General features: G+C 69.2%; 27 protein-coding genes and 2 tRNA genes. 14 read left to right on the top strand and 15 right to left on the bottom strand.

What is annotated here, in order from left to right:
* Positions 1-27 precede the first annotated feature (27 nt).
* Both ACP2AD_RS09735 and ACP2AD_RS09740 read left to right on the top strand, forming a co-directional pair.
* On the top strand, positions 28-564 hold the full coding sequence (locus ACP2AD_RS09735) for a 5-formyltetrahydrofolate cyclo-ligase (RefSeq protein ID WP_425229869.1): 537 nt from the start codon (positions 28-30) through the stop codon (positions 562-564).
* Positions 561-791: a DUF2842 domain-containing protein gene (locus ACP2AD_RS09740; protein WP_425229870.1), complete on the top strand. Its 231-nt coding sequence runs from the start codon at positions 561-563 to the stop codon at positions 789-791. Before ACP2AD_RS09735 ends, ACP2AD_RS09740 begins: the two co-directional genes overlap by 4 nt.
* A 174-nt stretch (positions 792-965) precedes the next feature.
* Here the strand turns inward: ACP2AD_RS09740 and ACP2AD_RS09745 are convergent.
* Both ACP2AD_RS09745 and ACP2AD_RS09750 read right to left on the bottom strand, forming a co-directional pair.
* Positions 966-1,042 (bottom strand) — tRNA-Asp (locus ACP2AD_RS09745).
* Positions 1,043-1,074: 32 nt separating this feature from the next.
* On the bottom strand, positions 1,075-2,262 hold the full coding sequence (locus ACP2AD_RS09750; protein ID WP_425231145.1) for an AI-2E family transporter: 1,188 nt from the start codon (positions 2,260-2,262) through the stop codon (positions 1,075-1,077).
* A gap of 117 nt (positions 2,263-2,379) precedes the next feature.
* Between ACP2AD_RS09750 and ACP2AD_RS09755 the strand changes: the two genes are divergently transcribed.
* On the top strand, positions 2,380-3,837 hold the full coding sequence (locus ACP2AD_RS09755) for an FGGY family carbohydrate kinase (RefSeq protein WP_425229871.1): 1,458 nt from the start codon (positions 2,380-2,382) through the stop codon (positions 3,835-3,837).
* Positions 3,838-3,968: 131 nt separating this feature from the next.
* Here the strand turns inward: ACP2AD_RS09755 and ACP2AD_RS09760 are convergent.
* A protein-coding gene (locus tag ACP2AD_RS09760; protein WP_425228077.1) for an IS630 family transposase occupies positions 3,969-4,911 on the bottom strand; the annotation gives its coding sequence in 2 pieces (ribosomal slippage) (positions 3,969-4,574 and positions 4,576-4,911; 942 coding nt in all).
* 172 nt (positions 4,912-5,083) lie between these two features.
* Here ACP2AD_RS09760 and ACP2AD_RS09765 point away from each other — a divergent pair.
* Positions 5,084-5,686, top strand: a complete 603-nt coding sequence (locus tag ACP2AD_RS09765) for a PEPxxWA-CTERM sorting domain-containing protein (protein WP_425229872.1) — start codon at positions 5,084-5,086, stop codon at positions 5,684-5,686.
* A gap of 68 nt (positions 5,687-5,754) precedes the next feature.
* Here the strand turns inward: ACP2AD_RS09765 and ACP2AD_RS09770 are convergent, their stop codons facing one another.
* From ACP2AD_RS09770 to ACP2AD_RS09805, 8 genes are all read right to left on the bottom strand, one after another.
* Positions 5,755-6,363 (bottom strand): ATP-binding cassette domain-containing protein, encoded by a 609-nt coding sequence (locus tag ACP2AD_RS09770; protein WP_425229873.1) that lies wholly within the window; start codon positions 6,361-6,363, stop codon positions 5,755-5,757.
* Positions 6,353-7,036, bottom strand: coding sequence for a molybdate ABC transporter permease subunit (gene modB / locus ACP2AD_RS09775; protein WP_425229874.1), 684 nt, complete (start codon positions 7,034-7,036; stop codon positions 6,353-6,355). The genes ACP2AD_RS09770 and modB overlap by 11 nt, the downstream gene beginning before the upstream one ends.
* Positions 7,037-7,073: 37 nt before the next feature.
* Positions 7,074-7,814, bottom strand: a complete 741-nt coding sequence (gene modA, locus ACP2AD_RS09780) for a molybdate ABC transporter substrate-binding protein (RefSeq protein WP_425229875.1) — start codon at positions 7,812-7,814, stop codon at positions 7,074-7,076.
* Between the two features lie 407 nt (positions 7,815-8,221).
* On the bottom strand, positions 8,222-9,472 hold the full coding sequence (locus ACP2AD_RS09785; protein ID WP_425229876.1) for a hypothetical protein: 1,251 nt from the start codon (positions 9,470-9,472) through the stop codon (positions 8,222-8,224).
* A gap of 62 nt (positions 9,473-9,534) precedes the next feature.
* A complete protein-coding gene (gene lepA / locus ACP2AD_RS09790; RefSeq protein ID WP_425229877.1) occupies positions 9,535-11,346 on the bottom strand; it encodes a translation elongation factor 4 in 1,812 nt (603 codons plus the stop codon).
* Positions 11,347-11,382: 36 nt separating this feature from the next.
* On the bottom strand, positions 11,383-11,898 hold the full coding sequence (locus ACP2AD_RS09795; protein WP_425229878.1) for an AAA family ATPase: 516 nt from the start codon (positions 11,896-11,898) through the stop codon (positions 11,383-11,385).
* Between the two features lie 30 nt (positions 11,899-11,928).
* Positions 11,929-12,495, bottom strand: coding sequence for a nicotinamide riboside transporter PnuC (gene pnuC / locus ACP2AD_RS09800; protein ID WP_425229879.1), 567 nt, complete (start codon positions 12,493-12,495; stop codon positions 11,929-11,931).
* Complete coding sequence (locus tag ACP2AD_RS09805) at positions 12,492-12,986, bottom strand: hypothetical protein (protein WP_425229880.1); 495 nt, start codon at positions 12,984-12,986, stop codon at positions 12,492-12,494. The genes pnuC and ACP2AD_RS09805 overlap by 4 nt, the downstream gene beginning before the upstream one ends.
* 72 nt (positions 12,987-13,058) lie before the next feature.
* Between ACP2AD_RS09805 and ACP2AD_RS09810 the strand changes: the two genes are divergently transcribed.
* Both ACP2AD_RS09810 and ACP2AD_RS09815 read left to right on the top strand, forming a co-directional pair.
* Entirely contained in the window at positions 13,059-14,378 is a 1,320-nt protein-coding gene (locus ACP2AD_RS09810; protein WP_425229881.1) for an FAD-dependent oxidoreductase, read from the top strand.
* Positions 14,379-14,420: 42 nt separating this feature from the next.
* Positions 14,421-14,497 (top strand) — tRNA-Pro (locus tag ACP2AD_RS09815).
* Between the two features lie 85 nt (positions 14,498-14,582).
* On the opposite strand, the gene ACP2AD_RS09820 is transcribed toward ACP2AD_RS09815, so the two are convergent.
* A complete protein-coding gene (locus tag ACP2AD_RS09820) occupies positions 14,583-15,674 on the bottom strand; it encodes a YihY/virulence factor BrkB family protein (RefSeq protein WP_425229882.1) in 1,092 nt (363 codons plus the stop codon).
* A gap of 59 nt (positions 15,675-15,733) precedes the next feature.
* On the opposite strand from ACP2AD_RS09820, the gene ACP2AD_RS09825 reads away from it, so the two are divergent.
* The 4 genes from ACP2AD_RS09825 (at position 15,734) to ACP2AD_RS09840 (ending at position 20,255) form a co-directional block, all read left to right on the top strand.
* Entirely contained in the window at positions 15,734-16,429 is a 696-nt protein-coding gene (locus tag ACP2AD_RS09825) for an SDR family NAD(P)-dependent oxidoreductase (RefSeq protein WP_425229883.1), read from the top strand.
* A gap of 97 nt (positions 16,430-16,526) precedes the next feature.
* Positions 16,527-16,949: a hypothetical protein gene (locus ACP2AD_RS09830; RefSeq protein ID WP_425229884.1), complete on the top strand. Its 423-nt coding sequence runs from the start codon at positions 16,527-16,529 to the stop codon at positions 16,947-16,949.
* Positions 16,950-17,091: 142 nt separating this feature from the next.
* The gene (gene gyrA / locus ACP2AD_RS09835) at positions 17,092-19,902 is read left to right on the top strand and encodes a DNA gyrase subunit A (protein WP_425229885.1); all 2,811 of its coding nucleotides are present in this window, start codon (positions 17,092-17,094) and stop codon (positions 19,900-19,902) included.
* Positions 19,899-20,255 (top strand): DUF952 domain-containing protein, encoded by a 357-nt coding sequence (locus tag ACP2AD_RS09840; RefSeq protein ID WP_425229886.1) that lies wholly within the window; start codon positions 19,899-19,901, stop codon positions 20,253-20,255. Before gyrA ends, ACP2AD_RS09840 begins: the two co-directional genes overlap by 4 nt.
* Here ACP2AD_RS09840 and ACP2AD_RS09845 read toward each other — a convergent pair.
* Entirely contained in the window at positions 20,252-20,683 is a 432-nt protein-coding gene (locus ACP2AD_RS09845) for a DUF488 family protein (protein WP_425229887.1), read from the bottom strand. The genes ACP2AD_RS09840 and ACP2AD_RS09845 overlap by 4 nt on opposite strands.
* Before the next feature lie 86 nt (positions 20,684-20,769).
* Here ACP2AD_RS09845 and ACP2AD_RS09850 point away from each other — a divergent pair, with 86 nt between their 5' ends.
* The 4 genes from ACP2AD_RS09850 to trmFO all read left to right on the top strand — a co-directional run bounded on the left by ACP2AD_RS09850 (position 20,770) and on the right by trmFO (position 23,616).
* Positions 20,770-21,312, top strand: coding sequence for a GbsR/MarR family transcriptional regulator (locus ACP2AD_RS09850; RefSeq protein WP_425229888.1), 543 nt, complete (start codon positions 20,770-20,772; stop codon positions 21,310-21,312).
* Between the two features lie 82 nt (positions 21,313-21,394).
* Complete coding sequence (locus ACP2AD_RS09855) at positions 21,395-21,772, top strand: hypothetical protein (protein ID WP_425229889.1); 378 nt, start codon at positions 21,395-21,397, stop codon at positions 21,770-21,772.
* Positions 21,753-22,178 (top strand): hypothetical protein, encoded by a 426-nt coding sequence (locus tag ACP2AD_RS09860; RefSeq protein ID WP_425229890.1) that lies wholly within the window; start codon positions 21,753-21,755, stop codon positions 22,176-22,178. Before ACP2AD_RS09855 ends, ACP2AD_RS09860 begins: the two co-directional genes overlap by 20 nt.
* A 97-nt stretch (positions 22,179-22,275) precedes the next feature.
* Entirely contained in the window at positions 22,276-23,616 is a 1,341-nt protein-coding gene (gene trmFO, locus ACP2AD_RS09865) for a methylenetetrahydrofolate--tRNA-(uracil(54)-C(5))-methyltransferase (FADH(2)-oxidizing) TrmFO (RefSeq protein WP_425229891.1), read from the top strand.
* Here trmFO and ACP2AD_RS09870 read toward each other — a convergent pair.
* Both ACP2AD_RS09870 and ACP2AD_RS09875 read right to left on the bottom strand, forming a co-directional pair.
* Complete coding sequence (locus ACP2AD_RS09870) at positions 23,613-24,119, bottom strand: EF-hand domain-containing protein (RefSeq protein WP_425229892.1); 507 nt, start codon at positions 24,117-24,119, stop codon at positions 23,613-23,615. The two genes, trmFO and ACP2AD_RS09870, sit on opposite strands and share 4 nt — an antisense overlap.
* 29 nt (positions 24,120-24,148) lie before the next feature.
* On the bottom strand, positions 24,149-24,805 hold the full coding sequence (locus ACP2AD_RS09875) for a squalene/phytoene synthase family protein (RefSeq protein WP_425229893.1): 657 nt from the start codon (positions 24,803-24,805) through the stop codon (positions 24,149-24,151).
* Positions 24,806-24,856 lie beyond the last annotated feature (51 nt).

Consider the following 24,856-nt stretch of genomic DNA (forward strand, 5'->3'; position numbering starts at 1 on the left):
GGGGCTTCGCCGCGGCGCACTCGTCCGATGACCGGCAAGCCCGCTCTTCGCGCGCGGCTCCGCGCCGCCCGCGACGGCTTCGCACCAGTGCCGTTTCCCCCGTCGCTCGCGCCATTTGTCGAGCGGCTGAGCCCCAACGCCATTGTCGCCAGCTACATCCCCGTCGGTGGCGAGGTTGACCCCTCGCCCCTCGTCGCCGCGGCCCGCGCACAGGGCTGCCGCCTCGCGCTCCCGCACTTGGTCGACCGTGCCGGCCAGCTCCGCTTTCTCGCCGGGCCCGCCGACGCAGCCCTCATGCCCGGCCCCTTCGGCCTGCGCCAGCCCGCCGCCGACCTGCCCGAGGTCGCCCCCACCATTATCCTCACCCCGCTGGTCGGCTTCGACCGGCGCGGCAATCGGCTCGGGCAGGGCGCCGGCCATTACGACCGCGCGTTCGCCGCCCATCCCGGTGCATGGCGCGTCGGGCTCGCCTGGTCCGTGCAGGAAGTGGACACGCTGCGCCCGGATCCGTGGGATGTGCCGCTGCACGCCATCATTACCGAACAGGAGTGGATCACGCCATGACCGACCCCGCGGCCCCGAGCTGGCGCAAACCCGCGGGCGCGCTGGCGATCTGCCTGCTGATCGCGGTGTGGTGCGTGCTGGTGGCGAGCTTGTCAGGGGTGGTGGGGCGATGGTGGTGGGGGCTACAGCTGCTGTTCTATGTGGGCACCGGGATCGTGTGGATCACGCCGCTGAAGCCGCTGCTGGTGTGGATGGAAGGCGCCGGCGCGGGAGACGATGCGGCGTAGCTGCAGCGCGCGTGTGCCAGCGCGGGAGGGCGCGGTATAAGGCGCGACCGGCGGCGTGCGGCGGTGGAATGGGCGCCGCGGCAAAGCCGCGTCGTCGAAGCTCGGCTGATGCCGAGCCCGGCCGCGCTTGCGTGAGGTGCGATTAGCGCCGCTAATCGCGCCCGCGCGGCGCGGTGGCGCGAGTGACGGGGCTCGAACCCGCGACCTCCGGCGTGACAGGCCGGCGCTCTAACCAACTGAGCTACACCCGCTGATGCGAACCGCACTACGCGAGGCGCGGCTGTTACGGATGCCCCTCCGGGCTGTCAACGTCCCTCTGGCCCCCCAGCCGCCAGCGCCGCTTGGCCTTGCCGGTCTGCACCAACGAGCCCTGCTCGAACAGGAAACCCGCGATGTCGGGCTTGCCCGCCGCCCCCAGCACGGTCTGCAGGATGATGAGCAGCGGCACCGCCAGCAGCGCCCCCGCGGTCCCCCACACCCAGCCCCAGAAGCTCAGCGAGATCAGGATCATCAGCGGGCTGATCGTCAGCCGGTGGCCGACGATGAACGGCGTCACCACATTCGCCTCCACGAGGTGACAGCCGATCATGATCGCCGGCGCGATCATCGCCGTGCCGATGTCGGCAAAGGTCATCAGCCCGCCGACCGCGAGCAGCAGGGCCGCGACGATCGGCCCGAAATAGGGGACGTAGTTGAGCAGCGCGACGATGCCGCCCCACATCAGCGGCGAGGGCATGCCGAGCAGGTAAAGCGCGCCCGCCACGATCCCGCCCAGCGTCAGGTTGATGACCGTGATCGTGCCGAGATAGGCCGACACGTCGTCGACCACGTCCTGGATCACCCGCGCCGTCGCCATCGCGCCGTCGAAGCTGGTGCGCTCCGTGATCGTGCGCCGCCGCATGCGGCTCCACCCGGACAGGAAGAAATAGATGATCAGGATCGCGAAGAAGAGCTGGACGATGACGCCGGGCGCGCTGGTCGCGGCCAATTCCAGCACCGAACTGGGCGGCGCCACCGCGGCCGTGCGCGGCTGGCGCACAGGGGTCGACGCGATCTGGTGGAAGAAGCGGTTCACCGACCGCTCCAGGCTGGAATACAGGTCCAGCAGCGGCTGCAGATTATGCTGGATGCGGCTGACCCGGCTCGGCAGCTGCTGGAAGAAATCGGTCGCGGGGACCACGATCGCCGCGACCGCGATGTTGGCCACGATCAGGAACAGCAGCACGCAGAACAGCGCCGCCAGCGGCGACGGCACGCGATGCCGTTCCAGCCATTCCAGCAGCGGCACCAGCGCGACCGCGATGACCAGCGACGCGGTCAGCGGCATGAAGAACTCGGTCCCTGCCTGCAGTGCAAAGGGCAGCCCCACCGCTAGTCCCAGCCCCGCGATCAGCGTCAGCGCCGCGAGCAGCCGGTCGCGCCGTTCGGCCGTGACCGGCGTGTCCTCCGCCGCCGGCGCGAAGGAGGGAATGGGGGTGCCCTGATCTGCCACGCATGCGGTTGTAGCGTGGTTGCGCCCGTTTGCTACTGTCCTACGTCATGCTTGGCTTTCCCGTCATCCCGGCGAAAGCGGAGGGAGGAAAGGCGCATGGCCCAACATCTGCTCGTGATCGACGAGGGCACCACCTCGACCCGTGCGATTCTGTTCACCCCCGGCGGCGCCTGCGTCGGCAGCGAGGCCGCGGCGCTCGACCAGCATTATCCTCGCCCCGGCTGGGTCGAGCACGATGCCGGTGAAATCTGGCGCAAGTCGCTGCGCGTTGCGGGCGCGATGGTGGCGCAGGCGGGCGGGCCCGGCCGCATCGCCGCGATCGGCCTCACCAACCAGCGCGAGACGATCGTGTTCTGGGACAAGATCACGGGCGAGCCGCTGGCGCCCGCGATCGTCTGGCAGGACCGCCGCACCGCCGACCGCTGCGCCGCGCTGCGCGAGGCCGGGCACGAACCGCTGGTCCAGGAGCGCACTGGCCTGCTGCTCGACCCCTATTTCTCCGGCTCGAAGATCGGCTGGGCGCTCGACGAGTGGCCGCAGCTGCGCGAGGCAGGCGAGCGGCTGGCGATCGGCACCGTCGACAGCTGGCTGCTGTGGAAGCTTACCGGCGTCCATGCGACCGATGCGACCAATGCCGGCCGCACCGCGCTGATGACGCTCGACGGCGGCTGGGACGACGATCTGCTCGCGCTGTTCGGCGCAGCGCGCGGGGCGCTGCCGGAGATCGTCGACTGCGCCGGAACGCTCGGCGAGACGACGCTGTTCGGCGGCCGCATCGCCGTCACCGGCATGGCGGGCGACCAGCAGGCGGCGGCGATAGGGCATGCCTGCCTCGCGCCCGGCGAGACCAAGGCGACCTTCGGCACAGGCGCCTTCGTCCTTAGCCATACCGGCGATGCGCCGCCGCGCTCGGCGCACCGCCTGCTCGCCACCGTCGCCTGGCAGCTCGGCGGGAAGCGCGCCTATGCGCTGGAAGGGTCGGTGTTCGTCGCGGGCAGCCTGATCCAGTGGCTGCGCGATTCGCTCGGGCTGATCCGGAATGCCGGCGAGACCGCGGCGCTGGCGGCGAGCGTGCCCGATACCGGCGGCGTCTACCTGATCCCGGCGCTGTCGGGGCTGGGCGCGCCGTGGTGGCGGCCCGAGGCGCGCGCGGCGCTCACGGGGATGAGTTTCGCGACCGGCAAGGCGCATATCGTCCGCGCCGCGCTGGAGGCGATGGCGTATCAGTCGCACGACCTGAAGGAGGCGTTCGCCGCCGACGGCGCGGGCTGGAAGACGCTGCGGATCGACGGCGGCATGGTCGCGAACGACTGGCTGGCGCAGGACCTGGCCGACATGCTCGCCCTTCCCGTCGAACGCCCGCGTCTTGCCGAAACCACGGCGTTGGGCGCGGCGATGCTGGCCGGCGTCGGCGCGGGGCTGTTCGCCGATCTACACGAGGCGAGCGCGATGCGCGGCGCGGTTGAGCGGTTCGAAGCCAGTCTCGACGATGATACGCGCCGCGACCGCATCGCCGGCTGGACCGCCGCGATCAAGAAAACGGTTGCATCGTAACCACTTCACAGCAACGGCCTCAACGGTCGTGCAGCTACCGCACAATCTCGCTGCGATGCGCCGACTGCTAGGTCACGAGTGTGCCAAAATTGCACCCATCGTGCCCAATTCTCCTTTAGAGCGTGACCGGATCACGTTGTGGTGTATCCTGAGTTGGCGAGGTAGTTGCCGCATTCGTGTGATGAGAAGCATTCGAGGAGGGAGCCGATCCGTTTCCATGTTGCCTCGACAGATCGCTCGTCGGCCTTTCGCAGCAGTGTTTTGAGCTTGGAGAACATCTGCTCGATGGGGTTCAGGTCGGGGCTGTATGGCGGCAGGAACAGGAGATGCGCGCCCGCCTTGCGGATCGCCTGACGGACAGCCTTGCCTTTGTGGCTGCCCAGGTTGTCGAGGATGACGACATCGCCAGGTGTGAGCGTGGGCAGCAGCGCCTGTTCGACATAGGCCGTGAACGTCTCGCCATTGATCGGCTGGTCGAACACGATGGGCGCGGTGATCCGGTCGTGGCGCAGCGCGGCGATGAAGGTCAGCGTGCGCCAGCGACCATGCGGGACCTTGGCCACCAGCCGCTCGCCGCGCAGCGATCGACCGTGGGTCCGCGTCATGTTCGTCTTGGCCCAGGTCTCGTCTATGAAGACCAGACGGCGTGGATCGAGCCTATGCTGATGACGTCGCCAGCGTTCCCGCTTGCGCGCCACGTCCGGTCGGTCCTGTTCGGCCGCATGCAGGCTTTTTTTTGAACGTCATTCCCGCCTGACGATAGAAGCGCCAAACCGCATCATAGCTGACACGGACATCGCGTGCCGCCAGCTCGGCCACGATCGCCCGCAGCGTCAGGTCCGGCTTCTCGGCGATCCGCGCCAGCAACCAGTCACGCTCGCCACCCAGGACCGCACGCCGGCTGCCGCCCATCGGACGCGCCGATGCATCGCCGGTCGTGCGATACCGATGCGACCAGCGCACCGCTGTCGCCAGACCAATATCAAACCGCGCCGCCGCCTCGCGGCACGTTGCTCCCGACGCCACGCACAAAACAACACGCTCACGAAGATCTTGAGAATATGGTCGCGCCATCGCTGCCCGCCTCCTGACCAGCCAGCAGCTTGAATCACATCTGGCGCTCAAACGAAATCCTGAATCCGTCAGATGCGGTCATGCTCTAGCTCACATTGTTGATCGCTAAACTTGCGCTTAATGATTGGCTTGCGTGTCGTTCTTCGAGCGGCGTGACGCTTTGGAGGACGAAATGACGACACTTATCCGCCTTTTGGCGGCAGGCAGCATGGTTGCGATGGCGGCGATTGCGGCACCTGCCTCGGCGCAGAGCTACAACCTCAACTTCGGCGCGGTGTTGAACGGTCAGATCACAACGGTGCCGTCGACCGGCACGAACAAGGCGATCACTAGTGTCACCGGCTCGTTCATGGGATCAGCGATCACGGGCATCATTGCCAATCCCTATTCGCCGGCGACCGCTAACTTTACACCGGGTACCGGACTGACGACACCGGTGCCGCCGGTGGCGACGACCGGCACCGTCTACTACTATTCCTATGACAATCTGTTGCTGGCGAACAACCTGCTCGACTCGGGTGGTTTGTTGTTCACGACGTCGACGACGATCGCCAATCTATACTATGACAGCGGCGCCTTCGCGGTCGCCTACTCGCCGATCGGTCAGAATGTTGCCGGCGATGTGCTTCCCCTGACCGGCTCGATCACGGCGGTGCCGGCGGTCGGTGCGGTGCCGGAGCCCGCGAGCTGGGCGATGATGATCGCCGGCTTCGGTCTCGCCGGGTTCGCGCTGCGCCGTCGCCAGAAGGTCGTGACACGCGTCACCTATGCCTAGTCGCCATCTGGTCGAACGAAGCCGCCGGTCGAAAGATCGGCGGCTTTTGTCTGTCCGGCCGCTACCGGTCAAGCGGAGTGAAGGGTGATCACCTCCCCGACCCGGGCCGCCTCCGCCGCGTCGTGCGTGACCATCAGCACTGGCGCTCCCGCCGCGTCGCGCACGCGTTCGACCGCGCGGAGCACTTCCTCGCGACGGCCCGCGTCCAGCGATACGGTCGGCTCGTCGAGCAGCAGGAACGCCGGCCGCATCAGCAGCGCGCGGCCGATCGCCACCCGGCGCGCCTCGCCCCCGGACAGGGTCGCAGGCTTGCGCGCGAGCAGCGGGGTCAGCTCCAGCAGCGCCGCCGTCGCCGCCAGCCCGCTGTCGTCCGCCGCGCCGTAGAGCAGGTTCGCCCGGACGCTGAGGTGCGGGAACAGCCGCGTGTCCTGAAACACATACCCCGCCCGCCGCCGCGCGACCGGCACGTCGACACCCGCCGCCGCGTCGAACAGCGTCACCCCGCCGACCCGTATCTGCCCCGCTGCCGGCCGCAGCAGCCCGGCGATGGCGTGCAGCACGCTGGTCTTGCCCGCCCCCGACGGTCCGACCAGCACCGTCGCGCCCGCATCGCTCGCGAACCGGCAGGCGATCACACGCTCGCCGCGGCGCAGCGTCAGATCGACGTCAAAGGACATGCGCGCGGCCTCCTTGCCGCCCATGATAGCTTTGCGCCAGCAGCTCGGACGCCAGCAACGCCGCCAGGCTGAGCGCGACCGACGCCGCCGCCAGCCGCCATGCCATCGCCTCGCCGCCCGGCCGCTGGAGCGCGGCGTAGATCGCGAGCGGCAGCGTCTCGGTCTCGCCCGGCACGCTCGACACGAAGGTGATCGTCGCGCCGAACTCGCCGATCCCGCGCGCAAAACCCAGCATCGCGCCCGCCAGCACGCCGGGCAGGCTGAGCGGCAGCGTCACCGTGCGGAACACCCGCGCCCGTTCCGCGCCCAGCGTCTGCGCCGCTTCCTCAAGCCGCCGGTCGACCGCCTCCAGCGACAGCCGGATCGCCCGCACCATCAACGGCAGCGCCATCACCCCGGCCGCAATCGCCCCCCCCGTCCATCGGAACAGCACCGTCGTCCCGCCCAGCGCCAGCAGCCGCCCCAGCGGCCCCGCGGGCGCGAACAGCATCAACAGCACCCATCCCGTCACCACCGGCGGCACCACCAGCGGCAGGTGGACGACGCCGTCGAGCAGCAGCTTGCCCGGAAAGCGCCCGCGCGCGAGCGCAAAGGCGAGCGCAAACGCGACCGGCAGCGTCAGCGCGGTCGACACCAACCCGACCTTGAGGGTGAGGACGATGACTGGGGTCAATCACCCCACCTCGCGCACGGCGATGGCTCGGCGTTCCTCACTGCGTGAAGCCGTAACGGCGGAACACCGCCCTGCCCTCGCCCGACAGCAGCCACCGCCGGAACCCTTCCGCCTCGCCGCTCGTGCTGGTTTTCAGCCGCGCCAGCGGATACCGGATCGGGGGGTGGCTGTCGGCGGGGAACAGCCCGGCGATGCGCACCTCGGTAGAGGCGCGCGCGTCGGTCGCATAGACGATCCCGAACGGCGCCACGCCGCGCTCCACCAGCGCCAGCGCCGCGCGGACATTCTCCGCGCGCACGACATGCGGCGCTACCGATTCCCACGCGCCCAGCCTGCGCAGCGCCGCCTCGCCATAGCGCCCCGCCGGCACCGCCGCCGGGTCCGCCATCGCTACCGGCCCCGCCGCGAGCGTCCGCGCCAGTGTCGCGCGCGTAAGCCGCCCGCGCCACCTAGCGGGCGCCACCACCACCAGCCGGTTGCCGGCGAGGTCGGTCCGCGTTCCCGCCGCCAGCAGCCCGGCCCGGTCGAGCGCGTCCATCCACGCCTCGTCGGCGCTGACGAACAGGTCCGCCGGCGCTCCTGCCTCCACCTGCCGCGCCAGCGCCGACGATGCCGCAAACGACAGCACCGGCCGCGCATGTCCGATCCGCGTCCAGCGCTCCGCCGCCGTCGTCATCGCTTCCTGAAGGCTGGACGCGGCAAGGACGACGGGGCCGCGCGGCGGCTGCGCCCGCAACGGGGCGGCGAACAACGCGAGGAAGAGCAGGAGGCGGCGCATGGCGACCCCAGTAGCCGATCCCGGCGCCCCCCGCGCCCCCCCCCCTGCCCGCTTGCGCCGCATGGTATCGGAGATGCAGACCTTCTGTCCTGTACGAGCCGGAGCGGTCAGCCGCCTGCCCAATGGAAGATGCGCCCGAACCCGGAACGCTGCTCGATTTCAAACCCGTGCCGTTCACGCGCGTAGGCCTCGACGGCGGGACGCCGACGCTGCAGCGCCGCTTCATCGCTCCGCTCGCGGGCCCCGGGCCTATCGGCGCCGCCACGCATGAAGAGTGCTGGGCCGCTATTACGGCGGCACGCCGGGCAGTCGAACGGCCGGACGGTCCGCACACGCCGTCGCCGATGATCGGCCATACACGCGGCGGCGGAACCCGATTGGTCCCGCCGTACGCCCGACCGCTGCGCCTATCGAGCGCCTTCGTCGGTGACGGTCAGCCGGTAATTGCCGCGCGGATCGGTGTTGTTGCGGACCCCCGCCCGGATGAGCACGGTGCCGTCATGGACGAACCGGATGTGGACCTTTGAATTATAGCCGACATCGTCGTCATTCTCGGCGATGACCGACAGGCCGTTGCCGCCGCTGCTGCCCGCATCGACCGCGATCGGCGGGTCGCCGACGACCTGAAGGATCGGATCGAACTCCGAATCCTGCGCATGCTCGCGGCCGACCGCATCCATCGCGATCGCCACCCGCTGCCCGGCGTGACCGGCGAGGCTGTAGAGCTGATAGCCGCGCGGCGTGTCGCCGGTCAGCACCATCGCATCGCCGCCGGTGAAATGGCCGTCGATCGGCGTACCCACCACTACCGGCACCGGCGCGATGTGCGGCGCGTCGGTGGTCGCGACCTTCAGCCGGTAGGGGCCGGAGCCCGTGTAGGCGCGCGTGACGATGCTGTATCTGCCCGGCTCCGCCAGCGTGGTGACGATCCGCGCGTTGGTGCCCTCGCCCGAATCGTCATCCTGCGCCACCATCGCCCCGTCGGCGCCGCCGCCGGGGCCGTGCAGCTCCAGCAGCGTGTCGAAATGCGGCGCGGTCATGTCGATCGTCACCATCTGGTCGGGGCGCGTCGTGGTGAACTGGAACAGCCCGGTCGCGTCGGGCGCCAGCGTCGCCTGCTGGTCATAGCTGGTGCCGATCGCCACCGGCGTCGGCGGCGCGGGCAGACGGCGCGGGCGGACGATCAGCTCGAACGCCGCGGCGGCGTCCGACTCGTTGTGCGCGGTGACCACATAGTCGCCCGCCGCCGTGGCGTAGACAGCGGCCCGGACGCCGGAGTCGCCGACGCCGGCCTCGACGCTGTTCGGCCGCACGCCCGGCGCGGTCGGGGCGCCGGCTCCGACCTGACGCACGGTTGCGCCGTCCGGCCCGGCAATCGTCAGACCGATCTGCGGCGTGTTCGCCGTCATGGCGTCATCGCCGCTGTGCGCCGTCGCCGCGGCAGTCGCCACCGGCACCAGATCGATGATCACCGCGCCGCCGCGCTCCAGCCGCAGCCGGAAGGTCTGCGCCCGGTTTGCGCCGCCCAGCGTCACGCCCGTCACCTGGTTGGCCGTCAGCACGGTGCCCGCCCGTCCCTGCGCCGTCGCCGCCGTCAGCGGCAGCAGCGCCGCCATCGAGATGCCTGTCAGTCCGATCGCGATCGCCTTGCGCAGCATTGCCGTCCTCCTTGGTTGTCGGGTGATGCTTATCGCGCGCACGCGGTGGTCGCAACGTGCGCTCAGGCGTCGTCCCCCATCCGGAGCGCGGCGATGAACGCCTCCTGCGGGATGCTGACGGAACCGTACTCGCGCATCTTCAGCTTGCCCTTCTTCTGCTTGTCGAGCAGCTTGCGCTTGCGCGTCGCGTCGCCGCCATAGCATTTGGCGGTCACGTCCTTGCGCATCGCGCTGATCGTTTCGCGCGCGATCACCTTGCCGCCGATCGCCGCCTGGATCGGGATCTTGAACAGGTGGCGCGGGATCAGCTCCTTCAGCCGCTCGACCATCCCGCGCCCGCGCGTCTCGGCGCTCGCGCGGTGGACGATCATCGACAAGGCGTCGACCGGCTCCTCGTTGACCAGGATACCCATCTTGACCAGGTCGCCGTCGCGATAGCCGATCTGGTGATAGTCGAAGCTGGCATAGCCCTTGGTCAGCGACTTCAGCCGGTCGTAGAAGTCGAACACCACCTCGTTGAGCGGCAGTTCGTAGGTCGCCTGCGCGCGGCCGCCGACATAGGTCAGGTTCTTCTGGATGCCGCGGCGGTCCTGGCACAGCTTCAGGATCGATCCGAGATACTCGTCGGGAACATAGATCGTCGCCTCGATCCACGGTTCGGCGATCGTCGCGATCCGGTTGGGATCGGGCATGTCGGCGGGGTTGTGGAGCTCGATATGCCCCTGCCCGTGCGTCAGCTCGATCTGGTACACGACCGACGGCGCAGTGGTGATCAGGTCGAGGTCGTACTCGCGCGTCAGCCGCTCCTGGATGATCTCCAGATGCAGGAGTCCCAGGAAGCCGCAGCGGAAGCCGAAGCCGAGCGCCGCCGAGGTCTCGGTCTCGAACGAGAAACTGGCATCGTTGAGCCGCAGCTTGCTGATGCTCTCGCGCAGCTTCTCGAAGTCGTTGGCGTCGACCGGGAACAGCCCGCAGAAGACCACCGGCTGGACTTCCTTGAAGCCAGGCAGCGCTGCGGCGGCAGGGCGTTTCGCGTCGGTCAGCGTGTCGCCGACCCGCGCCTGCGCCACGTCCTTGATCTGCGCGGTGATGAAGCCGATCTCGCCCGTCGCCAGTTCGGTCAGCTGCTCGATCTTGGGCCGGAAACAACCGACGCGGTCGACCAGGTGGGTCGTCCCGGCCTGCATGAACTTGATCTGCTGGCCCTTGCGCAGCACCCCGTCGATGATGCGCACCAGGATGACGACGCCCAGATACGGGTCATACCAGCTGTCGACGAGCATTGCCTTCAACGGCGCCGCGGCGTCGCCGGCGGGGGGCGGGATCCTCGCGACGATCGCGTCCAGGATTTCGGTGATTCCGATCCCCGCCTTCGCGCTGGCGAGCACCGCCTCGCTGGCGTCGAGGCCGATCACGTCCTCAATCTCGGCGCGGACCTTTTCGGGTTCGGCGGCGGGCAGGTCGATCTTGTTGATGACGGGCACGATCTCGTGGTCGTGTTCGATCGACTGATAGACGTTGGCGAGCGTCTGCGCCTCCACGCCCTGCGCCGCGTCGACGACCAGCAGCGCGCCCTCGCACGCCGCCAGGCTGCGGCTCACCTCATAGGCGAAGTCGACGTGGCCGGGCGTGTCCATCAGGTTCAGCTCGTAGGTCTCCCCGTCCTTTGCGGTGTAAGCGAGGCGCACGGTCTGCGCCTTGATGGTGATCCCGCGCTCCTTCTCAATGTCCATGTTGTCGAGCACCTGCTCGGACATCTCGCGGTCGGAAAGGCCGCCGGTCGCTTGGATCAGCCGGTCGGCCAGCGTCGACTTGCCGTGATCGATATGCGCGATGATCGAGAAGTTGCGGATGCGGTCGAGCGGGGTCGTCATGTCGCCCGGCGCCCTAGCAGGGACCGTCCCGCCCCGCTATGCCGCCGCCTCGATCGCCGCCAGCGCGTTCAGGAAGCGGCGCGACCCCTCTCCCCCGACCAGCTTCCACGGCACCCCGCGCCGGTCCAGCTCGCGCTTCGCGGCGTCGAAGAAACGCTCGCGGTCGGCGTCGCTGCCGAACATCCGCGTGCCGTCGTCCTCCCAGGGCAGGTCGATGTCGAACAGCAGGTACAGGTCCGCATAATTCGTCCAGCGGTCGAACCAGGGGTCGCGCTTGCCGAACAGCATGTCGGCCCACACCGCCGTCATCAGCGGGTCGGTGTCCAGGATCACCGGCAACCGCCCCTGCGCCACCGCGGCCTGCGTCTTCGCGTCGTGCGCGTGCGCGATCATGATGAGGTCCGCCATCGTCAGGTCGGTCCCGAACGCCTCGCAATAGGTGCGGCCGAACTCGGCGATGCAGGTCGTATCGAAATGCCTGGCGAGCCGCGGCGCCATGGTCGACTTGCCGGTGCTCTCCGGCCCGTGCAGGCAGATGGTGCGCAGGGTCACGGGGGCGGCCTTAGCAGGGTTCGCGCTCGCTCAAAGCGCCGAAGTCCGCCCCGCCCGCCACCAGCTGTAGAAGCCCCAGCTCGCCATCGCCGTCAGCACCACGTAGAGTGCCGTGAACGCCGTCAGCCCCTTGGCGGCGTACAGCCCCGTCGCCTCCACATCGACGACGATCCACAGGATCCAGTTCTCGGCATAGCGGCGGCTCATCAGCAGCTGCGCGACGACGCTCAGCATCAAATTGGCGGCGTCCCACCAAGGCAGCGCCGCATCGGTGTAACGATGCATCGCCGCGCCCCAGCCGAGCGTCGCCGCCAGCGTCACAGCGGCCACCATCAAGCGCCGCCGCCAGTCGAGCCACGCCACCGCGACCGCGCCGTCAGCCTCGCGGTGCCGCGCCCACACCCACCAGCCATAGAACTGGACCAGGAAGAAGAATCCCTGCAGCAGCACGTCGCTGTACAGCTTCTCCCGCCAGAACACCGCCGCGGACACCGCCACCGCGGCCAGCCCGAACGGGTAGTTCCACAGCGACCGCCGGACGACCAGCCACACGTTCACCAGCGTCAGCCCCGCGGCGAGGAGGTCGATCAAGCTCATGATTGCGCCGGCACCACGCCCTGACCAGCGTACCAAGCGCGCACGGGCGCGGGCAGCAGTGTCCAGTGCCGCGACGGATCGGCTCGAACCATGGTGCCGGATAGTGCCACGCGCTTTCGCGCGATGTCGACGGGATGGAAGCGCGCGCCCACCTCGGCGGCAAGCCGAGCGCCGTAAGACTCCGATGCGAACACCCGCGCGATCGGCTCGGGATGCGCGGCGCGGACGATGCTGCGCCAGATTGGCCAGAAGTCGGGATGCTCGCTCGGCTCCTGAGGCACGATCGCGTCATGTCCGAGCACCCGCGCGCCCGGATAGAGCGAGCGCATCCAGTCGAGCCGCAGGGGTCCGGGCACGGGATCGTCGGGCAGCCAGCAGACCAAGATCGTCAAGCGCTCGCACTCGCTCACTGCCGTGTCGCACAGAAGCTGATGCCCCGCATGCGGTGGCATGAACTTGCCCAGCAGGAAGCCGTTGCCCGAACGTGCCATCGCTCCTGGGTTCTAGCCGCGCTTGCCCCCGCCCGCCAACCCGCTACGCTTGCGCTCCGAGAGGAACAGGCCATGCGTCACATCGCGGTGATCGGCTCGGGGCCGGCGGGCTATTACACCGCGGAGGCGTGTCAGAAGCAGTTCGGGGACGGATGCCGCGTCGACATCGTCGATCGCCTGCCCGTGCCCTACGGCCTGATCCGCACCGGCGTCGCGCCCGATCACCAGTCGATCAAGGCGGTGTCGCGCCGCTACGAGGCGACGGCGCTGAGCGACAATGTCCGCTTCGTCGGCAACGTCACGGTCGGCGAACAGGTGACGATCCCCGAGCTGCTCGAGCTTTACGACGCGGTAGTGCTCGCGACGGGCGCGCCCGCCGACCGGCCGCTGGGCGTCCCGGGTGATGACCTCCCGGGCGTGATCGGCTCGGCCGCCTTCGTGGGCTGGTATAACGGCCATCCCGACTTCGCGGACCTCAAGCCGCCGCTCGATGGCCCGGCGGTGGTGGTGGGCGCGGGCAACGTCGCGCTGGACGTCGCGCGCATCCTGGCCAAGACCGCGGCGGAGTTCGCGGGCTCCGACATCGTCAACCACGCGCTCGACCATCTCGATGCCGGCATCCATGAGCAGGTCACGATCCTGGCCCGGCGCGGCCCACACCAGATCGCAATGACGCCCAAGGAGCTGGGCGAGCTGGGCCACCTTGCGCGCGCGGCGCCGGTGGTCGATCCCGCCGACCTGCCCCCGGTCGAAGCCGACGCCGCGCTCGATCCGGGGCTGCGCAAGTCGGTGACGCACCTGCGCAGCTTCGCCGGGCCGCCCGCGAACAAGCCGATCACGCTGACCTTCGACTTCTATGCGATGCCGGTGCGGCTCGAGGGCGACGGCCGGGTCGAGCGGGTGATCGTGGAGCGCACCGCGATCGACGCGAACGGCCGCGCGACGGGAACGGGCGAGACCTATGTCCTGCCCGCGCGGCTGGTGGTGAGCTGCATCGGCTATCGTACGCCGCCGATCGCGGACGTGCCGTATGACGCCAAGCTCGGCCGCTTCGCCAATGATGACGGGCGGATCGGGCCGGGGCTGTACGCGGCCGGCTGGGCGCGGCGCGGGCCGACGGGGACGATCGGCACCAACCGGCCCGACGGCTTCCTGATCGCCGACCACATCGCCGCGGATACGGCGAAGGACAGCGGCAAGGAGGGGCGGCCCGGGCTGGACCGGCTGCTGGCGGCGCGCGGGGCCGATCCGGTCACCTTCCGCGACTGGCAGCGGATCGAGGCGGCCGAGATCGCGGCGGCGCGCGACGGAGCGCCGCGCGAGAAGTTCACCAGCGTCGCCGGGATGCTGGCGGCGAGCGGCCGCGGCGAGCCGCCCGCGATTGGCCCTTGAACGCAACGCACCCTGCGGCTAGGCGCGCCAGCGGCAATGTGTCGGGGCGTGGCGCAGTCTGGTAGCGCACTGGTCTCGGGGTCCAGGGGTCGTAGGTTCGAATCCTATCGCCCCGACCATTGCCCCGCGTAGCGCGGCAGTCGGCTACGCCCGGCTGACTTGCGCAAGCGCGGACGGCGGGAAGCGTAGCGCGCCCTTCCAACGTCACGACGGGGCTTCGCCGCCGCGCCGTGGTGCCTCCGCCACTTTCCGCGCGGCGATCCGCTTGCCCTTGCGTACGCCCAGCCTGCGCCCGAGCCACATCGCCGCAACAGCGGTGGCGATCAGCCCGACCCTGCTCGACCCCGACCTGACCGAAGCGACGGGAACCGGTGGATGCGGTCGAGGAGTCGGCTTCTTGCCGCCATCGTCAAGCCCCTCCTCGCCAGCCTTCGCCCCAGCAGGCGCCTCCTGCTTCTCCAGCGCGGCGTTCACCTCCGCCCCGAACAGCAGGATGTACGCGGACAGGTACAGCCACGTCAGCAGCACCACCACTGTCGCGAGCGAGCCGTAGGTCGCGTTGTAATTGCCAAACTGCGACACGTAGAGGCCGAACCCGATCGTCAGCACTAGCCACAGCGCCGACGTCAGGACCGATCCCGGCGTCAGCCACACCCACCTCGCTGCGGTCCGCGACGGCCCCCAGCGATAGAGTGACGCCGCGCCCGCCGCGCCCGCTGCGCCGAGCAGCAGATAGGTCACCAGCTTGCCGATCGCGCTCGCCCAGCCCGGCAGGTGCGGCAGCAGCGCCTGGAGGTGCCCCAGCGCGCCGATCGCCGTCGTCGCCAGGATCGCGACCAGCACCGCCGCCGCCGTGATCCCCAGCGACAGCAGATTGAGCGCGATGAAGCCGCGCTTCTCCTTTTCCTCATAAGCGATATTGAGCGCGGTGACGATCGCGCCCGCCCCCTGCCGCGCGCCGAACAGCGCGACGCCGAGCGCCACCAGCAGCCCCAGCCCCTTCTTGCCCGACGACCCCTGCACGACGGTCATCAACTGCTGACCGACCAGCTTGGCGGCGTCGGCGGGCATGACGGTAGTGAGCTGCCTGATGTCGCGCACGACGGTCGCAGGCGCCGCGAACAGCCCATAGCTGAGCACGATCGCACCCAGCAGTGGCACCATCGCAAGGAAGGCGTAGAAGCCTACGCCCGCGGCGATCAGCGAGATATTGTCCTCGCCCGCCCGCCGCCAAGCGACGACGAGCGCGGCCTTCCACGCGGCAAACGACATCTTGAACGGACCGGGAGTGTTCATGCGGCGACAACGCGACAGCCGCCCGTTGCGCTCCGTCCGGCAGCCGCTAAGCGGCCGTGATGGGTGAAATGTTCAAGTCTGCGGTCGTGATCGGCGCGTCCGGCGGGATCGGCGCGGCACTGGTCGAGGCGCTGGCAGGGGAAGGCGTCGCCGTTCGCAGCTTCGCGCGCAGCTTCGCCGGCGCCGACCGGCTCGACCTCACCGACGAGCCGAGCATCGCCGCCGCTGCGGCAAGCCTTGCCACGCCGCCCGATGTAGTGCTGGTCGCGACCGGGCTGCTCCACGAAGGCGACGATGGCCCCGAAAAGGGCATAGCCGCGCTCGACCCTGTCTGGCTGGCGCGTCAGTATCAGGTCAACGCCATCGGGCCGGTGCTGGTCGCCAAGCATTTCCTGCCCGCGCAGCCCCGCACCGGCCGCTCCGTCTTCGCGGCGTTGTCTGCAAAGGTCGGCAGCATCGCCGACAACCGGCTCGGCGGATGGTACGGCTACCGTGCCAGCAAGGCGGCGTTGAACCAGCTGATCCGCTCCGCCGCCATCGAGCAGCGCCGCCGCAACGAACGGTCGATCGTCGTCGCACTCCACCCCGGCACCGTCGACACGCCACTGTCGCGCCCGTTCCAGGCGAACGTCGCAGCCGATCAGCTGTTCGCGCCCGGTCGCGCGGCGGTGCAGCTGCTCGACGTGCTGGACGGTCTGCGCCCGGGTGACAGCGGCAGGCTGTGGAACTGGGACAGCACGGAGATTTCACCCTGACGTGACGACGATTTCACCTTTGCATCACGTCCGCGCCACGACAGCGGTTATAGCATAGGTTAGCCGCCATGCGGCCCACACAACAGGAGGATTGCCGATGACCCCCCTCGCCCGTCTGGCGCTTTGCGCCACCGCGACGATCGCCGTTCCCGCGCTGGCGCAGGCCCCCGCCGCCCACACGACCACCCACACGACGACGCGGACCGCCACGCCTGCTGCGCACGCCACGACTGCGCGTGTCACGACGGCGCACACCACGATGACGGCGACAACCGCCCACCCGGCCGCCGCTGCCCACACCACGACGACGACCACGACTGCCCACCCGGCGGTAGCCGCCCATACGACGACGACCACTACGGCGGCCGCCCCTCATGCCGCTGCGACGCGGACCACGACGACCCGCACCACGGCGCCTGCCGGACGGATGGTCCAGGCGCGCCTCGCCAATGGCCGGACCGTGACCTACAACTGTTCGCTGCCGGGCAACGCCAACAAGCAGGCGTGCAAGCAGCATTGAGCTGACTGACCAGAATCGGCCGGGCATGCCCTTGCGCGTGCCCGGCCCTTCCCCCGGCCCCTCGCGTACGCGTGCGCGCGTGACATTTGCGTGACCGGCCCTTATCGCGGCCAGCTACCTACCGTCACGCAAAGGTTCCAACTTGGCCGACGAGACCATCCTCGCCGATCCCTCCGACATATCGCCAATCTCGATCGTTGACGAGATGCGGTCGAGCTATCTCGACTATGCCATGTCCGTTATCGTCGCGCGCGCACTGCCGGACGTGCGCGACGGGCTGAAGCCGGTGCACCGCCGCATCCTGTGGGCCAGCCAGGAGGGTGGCTTCGTCGCCGGACGGCCGTACCGTAAATGCGCCAAGATCGTCGGCGACGTGATGGGCAATTATCACCCGCACGGCGACTCCGCGATCTACGACGCGTTGGCGCGACTGGCGCAGGACTGGTCGATGCGCGTGCCGCTGATCGACGGCCAGGGCAATTTCGGGTCGATGGACCCCGATCCGCCCGCCTCGATGCGCTACACCGAGGCGCGGCTGGCAAAGGTCGCCAACTCGCTGCTCGCCGACATCGACAAGGACACCGTCGACTTCCGCGACAATTACGACGGCGCACATCGCGAGCCGACGGTGCTGCCCGCGCGCTTCCCCAACCTGCTGGTCAACGGCGCGGGCGGGATCGCGGTGGGTATGGCGACCAACGTCCCGCCGCACAATCTGGGCGAGGTGATCGACGCCTGCCTGGCATGGATCGACAACGGAGCCATCACCACCGAGGAGCTGATGGAGATCGTGCCGGGGCCGGACTTCCCGACCGGCGCGGTGATCCTCGGCCGCGCAGGCACGCGCTCGGCCTACGAGACCGGGCGCGGCTCCATCATCGTCCGCTCGCGCTATGTGATCGAGGAGGGGCGCGGCGACAAGCGCGCGATCGTGCTTACCGAGATCCCCTATCAGCAGGGCAAGGACGCGCTGGTCGCCCGCATCGCCGAGGCCGCCAAGGAGAAGCGCGTCGAGGGCATCAGCGAGGTGCGCGACCTGTCGAACCGCAAAGGCGTGCGCATCGTCATCGACCTGAAGCGCGACGCGACTCCCGAGGTCGTGCTCAACCAGCTCTGGCGCCATACGCCGGCGCAGGGCTCGTTCCCCGCCAATATGCTGGCGATCCGCGGCGGCCGGCCCGAGCTCCTCAACCTGCGCGACATCATCTCCTCCTTCGTGAAGTTCCGCGAGGAGGTCATCACCCGGCGCTCGAAGTTCGAGCTCGCCCGCGCCCGCGAGCGCGCACACATCCTGCTCGGGCTGGTGATCGCGGTCACCAACATGGACGAGGTGGTCCGCATCATCCGCGGTTCCGCCTCGCCCGCCGACGCCCGCGACAGGCTGCTGCAACGCGAATGGCCGATCGCGGAGATCAGGCCCTATATCGCGCTGGTCGAGGCAATCGAGCCACAGGCGGAGGCCGAGGTCTACCGCCTGTCGGAACTGCAGGTGAAGGCGATCCTGGACCTCCGCCTCAACCGCCTCACCGCGCTGGGGCGCGAGGAGATCGGCGACGAGCTGAAGCAGCTGGCGGGCTCAATCGCCGAGCTGCTGAACATCCTGGCCGATCGCGGCCGGCTCTACGAGGTGCTGCGCGCCGAGTTGCGTGCCGTGCGGGCCGAGTTCGCGACGCCACGCCGGACGGAGATCGCGGCGGCGGGCAGCGACATCGACGACGAGGACCTGATCGAGCGCGAGGACATGGTCGTCACCGTCACGGTCGAGGGCTATATCAAGCGCACCCCGCTCGACACCTTCCGCGCCCAGCGCCGCGGCGGCAAGGGCCGCGCCGGGATGGCGACCAAGGACGAGGATGCGATCACGTCGCTCTTCGTGACCAGTACCCACACCCCGGTCCTGTTCTTTTCCACCGCGGGCAAGGCGTACCGCCTCAAGGTCTGGCGCCTGCCGGAGGGCGGCCCGGCGACCAAGGGAAGGCCGATGGTCAATCTGCTGCCGCTCGGCCCCGGCGAGACGATCTCGACCGTCCTGCCGCTGCCGGAGGACGAGGCGAAATGGGGCGACCTCCACGTCATGTTCGCGACCGCCAAGGGCACCGTCCGGCGCAACAGCATGGACGCGTTCAGCAACATCCCGCGTGCGGGGAAGCTGGCGATGCGGTTCCTCGACGAGGACGGCAATGGCGAGCCTGACGACCGGCTGATCGGCGTGTCGCTGCTGACGCCGGGCGACGACGTGCTGCTCGCCACCCGTCAGGGCCGCGCCATCCGCTTCGCCGCTACCGACGTTCGCGAGTTCCAGAGCCGCACCGCGACCGGCGTCCGCGGCGCCAGGCTTGCCGCGGGTGACGAGGTGATCTCGCTGTCCATCCTCAAGGGTTTCGCCGCGACCCCCGACGAGCGCGACGCTTATCTCAAGGCCGCACCGTGGAAGGAGGGAGAGCGCGAGATCACGCTTGACGCCGATCGCATGGCGGCGTTCGAGGCCGCGGAGGAATTCATCCTCACCGTCACCGCCAACGGCTATGGCAAGCGCACCAGCGCGTTCGAATATCGCCGCACCAACCGCGGCGGTCAGGGCATCACCAACATCGTCACCTGCGACCGCAACGGCCCGGTGCTGGCGAGCTTCCCCGCGCATGGCGGCGAGCAGCTGATGCTGGTCACCGATCAGGCGAAGCTGATCCGCCTGTCGGTGGGCGATGTTCGCGTCACCGGCCGCAACACGCAGGGCGTGAAGCTGTTCGACGTCGCCGATGACGAGCATGTCGTGTCCGCCGCGCGCATCGACGAGGAGCAGGACGAACCCGCGACCGAGGCCGAGGCGCTGATCGCCGACGAGCTGAGCGGCACCGACGACCCCACGGGCACGCTCACGGTCGACGACGGCACAGGCCCGCAGACGCTCGACGAGCGCGTGCAGGAAGACGATGAGCCGGGAGAGGACGAATGACGGGCAGTCAGCGTGATGAAGCCGCCTTCAAGGTGCTGACCGCAGCCGAGCTCGCCGAGCTGGAGGGCGGCAGCTTTGCGGGCTCGGCCGACGACAAGCGCGACGGCTTCATCCACCTCTCCACCGCCGCGCAGCTGACAGGGACCGTCGACAAGCACTACGCCGCGGGCGGCGACCACCATATCGCGGAGGTCGATCTGGCGGCGCTGGGCGAGGCGATCCGCTGGGAGCCGTCGCGCGGCGGCGAGGATTTCCCGCATCTCTACGGTCCGCTGCCGCTGGACGCGGTAGTCGCCTATTCGCCGCTGGAGCGAGGCGACGACGGATCGGTGAAGCTGCCCGTCACGGGCTAGGGCGTCAGGTCGACCACCGTCGCGCCCTCGCCTTCCGCCGCGAGCAGCAGCGTGCGGTGGCAATGGTGCGGGTCGCGCTCGAAACACAGCAGCGCGCTCGGCCGCTCGGCGGCGAGTTCGCGCATGATCGCCGCCTGCGCCTGCGCTTCCGGCAGCGCCAGCTGGTCGGCATAGACCGCACGCAGCGTAGCCACATCGCCCTTCTTTGCCGCATCGCGCCCCGGCTTGGGGGTGCCGAGCGCCTTAAGGTGGCGATAGGCGATCCCCGCCTCCGCTAGCGAGGCCGCCAAGGACGATTTCGAAAAGCCCGGCCGGCGCGATAGCGGCAACGCCCGGACGTCGATCACCTGCCTTACTCCCGCCGCCTGCAGTGCCGCAATCAGCGCGTCGACCGTGGCGCTCTCATAGCCGATGGTGAAGATCGTCATCATGCGTAGGTCGGCGGACACCGCACGGTTTGCAAGTGATCCGCATTCTGCTATTTCTGTTTAGACAGAAACGGCAGACGAATCGCGTGACCCTCCTCGACCATCCCGACGCCAAGGGCTTTATCCTCCACTGGGGCGAGATGGGCACCCATTGGGGCGTCAACCGCTCGGTCGCGCAGATCCATGCGCTGCTATATCTCTCCGACCGGCCGCTCCACGCCGAACAGATCACCGACGCGCTCGCCCTCGCGCGCTCCAACGTCTCGACGGCGCTGAAGGAGCTGCAGGCTTATCTCATCGTGCGGCGGGTGCATGTCGAGGGCGACCGGCGCGATCATTTCGTCGCCGAGACCGACCTGTGGGAGATGCTGCTGCGCATCGCCGCCGAGCGCAAGCGGCGCGAGATCGATCCCACGATCCAGCTGCTGCGCGAGCTGAGTGAGCGCCTTGCCCAGGATGACGCCGCGCCGCCACATCTGCGCGAACGCATCGGCCGCATGCACCAGTTCATCGGCACGCTCGGCGGCTGGTACGATCAGGTCCGCGTGCTCCCCAAGCCGACACTGGTCGCGCTGATGAAGCTGGGCGGCAAGGTCGCCCGCTTCCTCCCCGGCAGCAAGAAAAAGTAGGAGGGCATGATGACCTGACCCGACCCGCTTGACGCCCGACAATTTCGGTAATCCCAGAAATATCAGAACAAGGAGCAAGATCATGGTCGAGACTGCCTACGCTCTTTATCTCGTCATCACGATCGGCATCACCATCTGGGTCGCGCGCACGCTGTCGCGCAACGGCATCGTCTTTCTGGTCCAATGCTTCGGCCAGAACGACCAGCTCGCCCGTTCGACCAACCACCTGCTCGTGGTCGGATTTTATCTCGTCAACATCGGCTTCATCACCCTGACGCTCAGCCTCGGCAACGAGCCGACAACCATTCCCGAGGCGATCCGCTTCCTGTCGAGCAAGGTCGGGCTGGCGGTGCTCGTGCTCGGCGCGATGCATTTCTTCAACATGGGCGCGATCGCGCAGTTCGGGCGTAAGGTGAACGGCTGGCTGTCGGAGCAAGTTCATGCCCGATTCGTCGCTTGATCGGACGATGAAGCGCGAAACCTATGCGGCGGGCGTGATCAAGGGCGCGCTCACCGCCGGGCCGGTCTTTGTCGGATTGGTCGCGATCGCCACAGCCTTTGACACGCCCTCGCCGATCGATGTCACGACCGCGTGGACGTTGCTGCTGGCGTTATTCCCGCCGGTCGTGATGGTCGGCGCCCTGCTAGCGGTGCCCCCGACGCTGCTCGGCAGCGTCATGCTGTCATGGGCGGGGCGCAGCAACGTCGCGCTGAGGCTGCCGGTCGCCTGGGGGCTAGTCGGCGGGCTGGCGGCGGGCGGCACGGCGTGGGCCTGTTCGGCGGATCAGCCGCTGGTAGCGGCCTTTGGCGGGACGGGCTCGGTCTGCGCGCTGGTGTGTCGGCAGGGAACGCGCTGGACCGACTAGCACTGTCCTACAACACTCCCACGCGTTAACGGCCGCGCATGCACATCGTCGTCCGCGTCAGAAAGTCACACATCCCCCCTCCCGCGCGTGACCTTTCGTGAGCGGCGGTTACGACATCCATATCATCGGCGGCGGCCTCGCCGGGTCGGAGGCGGCGTGGCAACTGGGCGAGGCCGGTTTCCACGTCCGGCTGTCCGAGATGCGGGGGTCCGGCGACGACACCACACCTGCGCACCAGACCGACAGCCTCGCCGAGCTGGTCTGCTCGAACAGCTTCCGCTCTGACGATGCGGAGCACAACGCGGTCGGGCTGATCCACCAGGAGATGCGCGCGCTAAACTCGCTGATCCTGCGCGAGGGCGATGCACATCGCCTCCCGGCAGGCTCCGCGCTGGCCGTCGACCGGGATGGTTTCGCCGCCGCCGTCACCGCCGCGCTCGCCGCACATCCCAAGGTCGAGATCGTCCGGGAGCGCGTCGACGCCCTCCCCGAAGGGCCCGCGATCGTCGCCACCGGCCCGCTCACCGCCGCCGGCCTGGCCGGGCAAATCGCCGTTGAGACCGGCAAGGACCAGCTCGCGTTCTTCGACGCCATCGCCCCGGTCGTCCACGGCGAGACGATCGACATGGACGTGGCGTGGAAGGCGGCGCGCTGGGACAAGGGCGGGGCGGACTATATCAACTGCCCGCTGGACCGGGAGCAATACGCCGCCTTCCACGCCGGGCTGATCGCGGGCGAGAAGACCGAGTATCGCGAGTGGGAGGACGTGCCCTATTTCGAAGGCTGCATGCCGATCGAGGTGATGGCGGAGCGCGGCTTCGACACGCTCCGCTTCGGGCCGATGAAGCCGGTCGGGCTCGACGATCCGCGCAGCGTCTGTGTCGAGTGGCCAAAAGGGCGCTGGCCGCACGCCGTCGTCCAGCTTCGTCAAGACAATGCCAGCGGGACGCTGTGGAACATCGTCGGCTTCCAGACCAAGCTGAAGCACGCCGAGCAGGTACGGCTGTTCCGCACCATTCCGGGGCTGGAGCGCGCCGAGTTCGCGAGGCTGGGCGGGTTGCACCGCAACACCTTCATCCGCTCACCCGAACTGCTCGACCCCGAGTTGCGGCTGCGCACGCGGCCCCTGCTTCGCTTCGCCGGCCAGATCACGGGATGCGAGGGGTATGTCGAGAGCGCCGCGATCGGCCTGCTCGCCGGACGCTTCGCCGCCGCCGAACTCCGCGGCGAGACCTTGCCGCCGCCGCCGCCCGAGACGGCGTTGGGCGCGCTGCTGCGCCACATCACCGGCGCGGCGGTGGCCGAGACCTATCAGCCGATGAACGTCAATTTCGGGCTGTTCCCGCCATTCAAGGGGCGGACGCGCAAGGCCGATCGCAAGAAGCTATACACCGACCGCGCCCGCGCGGCGCTGGCGGGGTGGCTCGCCGACGCCTAATTCTCCTCCGGCTCCCCCTGCTCCGCCGGGGCGGCGCGCCCGCGCGCCTGGGTGGCGGGCGGACAGTTCGCCCGGGCGCGCGCGTGCCGGACGACACGCGTGGTCGCGAACTCGGCGGCGCTCATCGCGCCTGAGTGATCATGGTCTGCCGTGGCGAATCTGCCGATCGCCTTCGCCGCCCATTCGTCGAACGACAGCTGCCCGTCGCCGTTGCGGTCGAGCTTCTGGAATGCCTTGCGCCGCGCCGCCAGGAACTCGTCGCGCGTGATCTGGCCGTTGCGATCCTTGTCATAGCGGCCGAACCGGCGCTGCTCGCGCGTCTGCTCGGTTGCGGCAGGAACCGTGTCGGGCAGCTCCTGTGCGTCCGCGTCGCCACTCGCATTCGCCTGCGCGGCGGGCGCGGCGGGGAGCAGCGACTGGCGCGTGGCATGCCCGCTGAACAGCATCACTCCCGCGCCCGCCAGCGCCAACGCCCCGCCCGCCCCTGCAAGATACCGCCACATGCACCCGTTCTCCCGATTCGGGCGCGAAGCTACCGCCCCGTCAGCCGGTGTGCGAGTAGCCGTGCGACCCGGACCGGGCTGCCCGGTCGGCTTTTTGCATCCAGATCGGCGCGAGCGAGCAACGCCAGTGCGCCCAGAGGCCGCAACGGCCTAGGCCAAACGAGACTGAATGCCGCGGCGAACCGGGGGGGTGCAAGTTCGGCAGCGCCCTCGCCGAAGAAGTCGGGCCAGGTCCGCGATAATCCGACCAGCGCCCACCCGGTCCCCGCGTCGGCGACCTGTGGACTGCCGCCGCCCAGCAGCTGGGCCGCAAAGGTGAACAGCCGCCCGCCCGTCTCCTCGGCTAGCGTCATCATGATCGGTGCCGGCTCGAGCAGCCGCTCCCATCCCTCGATCAGCGCCGCCATGTCGTCGCCGCTCATCCCGAGCGGCAGGACCGCCGACGCGATCGCCTGGAGCAACGGCTCGGCCGGCGGCGGCGCGATGTCGAGCCGCTCCAGCGCCTCGCGCCACCAGGTCAGCCGCATCAGCCCGATCATCGGATCGCGCGCCGCTCGTGTGATCCGCCGCAGCCGGTCATCCAGCGCGAACAGCGTCACCAGCGCCGCGCGCTTGTCCGCCGGCGCATAACTCAGCGCCAGCCCCCGTTCCGGGTTCTCGCTTATCACGTCGTTAACCACGCCCATGCACCGATGTTTAGCCGCGTCCCGTCCATGGCGCGACGCTGACACCCGTCC

It is taken from the genome of Sphingomonas sp. (assembly GCF_965248875.1).
Taxonomy (GTDB): Bacteria; Pseudomonadota; Alphaproteobacteria; order Sphingomonadales; family Sphingomonadaceae; genus Sphingomonas.

Coding starts and splice junctions, on each gene's coding strand:
- ACP2AD_RS09735 (WP_425229869.1), top strand. CDS start 28: ATGACCGGCAAGCCCGCTCTTCGCGCGCGGCTCCGCGCCGCCCGCGAC.
- ACP2AD_RS09740 (WP_425229870.1), top strand. CDS start 561: ATGACCGACCCCGCGGCCCCGAGCTGGCGCAAACCCGCGGGCGCGCTG.
- ACP2AD_RS09755 (WP_425229871.1), top strand. CDS start 2,380: ATGGCCCAACATCTGCTCGTGATCGACGAGGGCACCACCTCGACCCGT.
- ACP2AD_RS09765 (WP_425229872.1), top strand. CDS start 5,084: ATGACGACACTTATCCGCCTTTTGGCGGCAGGCAGCATGGTTGCGATG.
- ACP2AD_RS09770 (WP_425229873.1), bottom strand. CDS start 6,363: ATGTCCTTTGACGTCGATCTGACGCTGCGCCGCGGCGAGCGTGTGATC.
- modA (WP_425229875.1), bottom strand. CDS start 7,814: ATGCGCCGCCTCCTGCTCTTCCTCGCGTTGTTCGCCGCCCCGTTGCGG.
- ACP2AD_RS09785 (WP_425229876.1), bottom strand. CDS start 9,472: ATGCTGCGCAAGGCGATCGCGATCGGACTGACAGGCATCTCGATGGCG.
- lepA (WP_425229877.1), bottom strand. CDS start 11,346: ATGACGACCCCGCTCGACCGCATCCGCAACTTCTCGATCATCGCGCAT.
- pnuC (WP_425229879.1), bottom strand. CDS start 12,495: ATGAGCTTGATCGACCTCCTCGCCGCGGGGCTGACGCTGGTGAACGTG.
- ACP2AD_RS09805 (WP_425229880.1), bottom strand. CDS start 12,986: ATGGCACGTTCGGGCAACGGCTTCCTGCTGGGCAAGTTCATGCCACCG.
- ACP2AD_RS09810 (WP_425229881.1), top strand. CDS start 13,059: ATGCGTCACATCGCGGTGATCGGCTCGGGGCCGGCGGGCTATTACACC.
- ACP2AD_RS09820 (WP_425229882.1), bottom strand. CDS start 15,674: ATGAACACTCCCGGTCCGTTCAAGATGTCGTTTGCCGCGTGGAAGGCC.
- ACP2AD_RS09825 (WP_425229883.1), top strand. CDS start 15,734: ATGGGTGAAATGTTCAAGTCTGCGGTCGTGATCGGCGCGTCCGGCGGG.
- ACP2AD_RS09830 (WP_425229884.1), top strand. CDS start 16,527: ATGACCCCCCTCGCCCGTCTGGCGCTTTGCGCCACCGCGACGATCGCC.
- ACP2AD_RS09840 (WP_425229886.1), top strand. CDS start 19,899: ATGACGGGCAGTCAGCGTGATGAAGCCGCCTTCAAGGTGCTGACCGCA.
- ACP2AD_RS09845 (WP_425229887.1), bottom strand. CDS start 20,683: ATGACGATCTTCACCATCGGCTATGAGAGCGCCACGGTCGACGCGCTG.
- ACP2AD_RS09855 (WP_425229889.1), top strand. CDS start 21,395: ATGGTCGAGACTGCCTACGCTCTTTATCTCGTCATCACGATCGGCATC.
- ACP2AD_RS09860 (WP_425229890.1), top strand. CDS start 21,753: ATGCCCGATTCGTCGCTTGATCGGACGATGAAGCGCGAAACCTATGCG.
- ACP2AD_RS09870 (WP_425229892.1), bottom strand. CDS start 24,119: ATGTGGCGGTATCTTGCAGGGGCGGGCGGGGCGTTGGCGCTGGCGGGC.
- ACP2AD_RS09875 (WP_425229893.1), bottom strand. CDS start 24,805: ATGGGCGTGGTTAACGACGTGATAAGCGAGAACCCGGAACGGGGGCTG.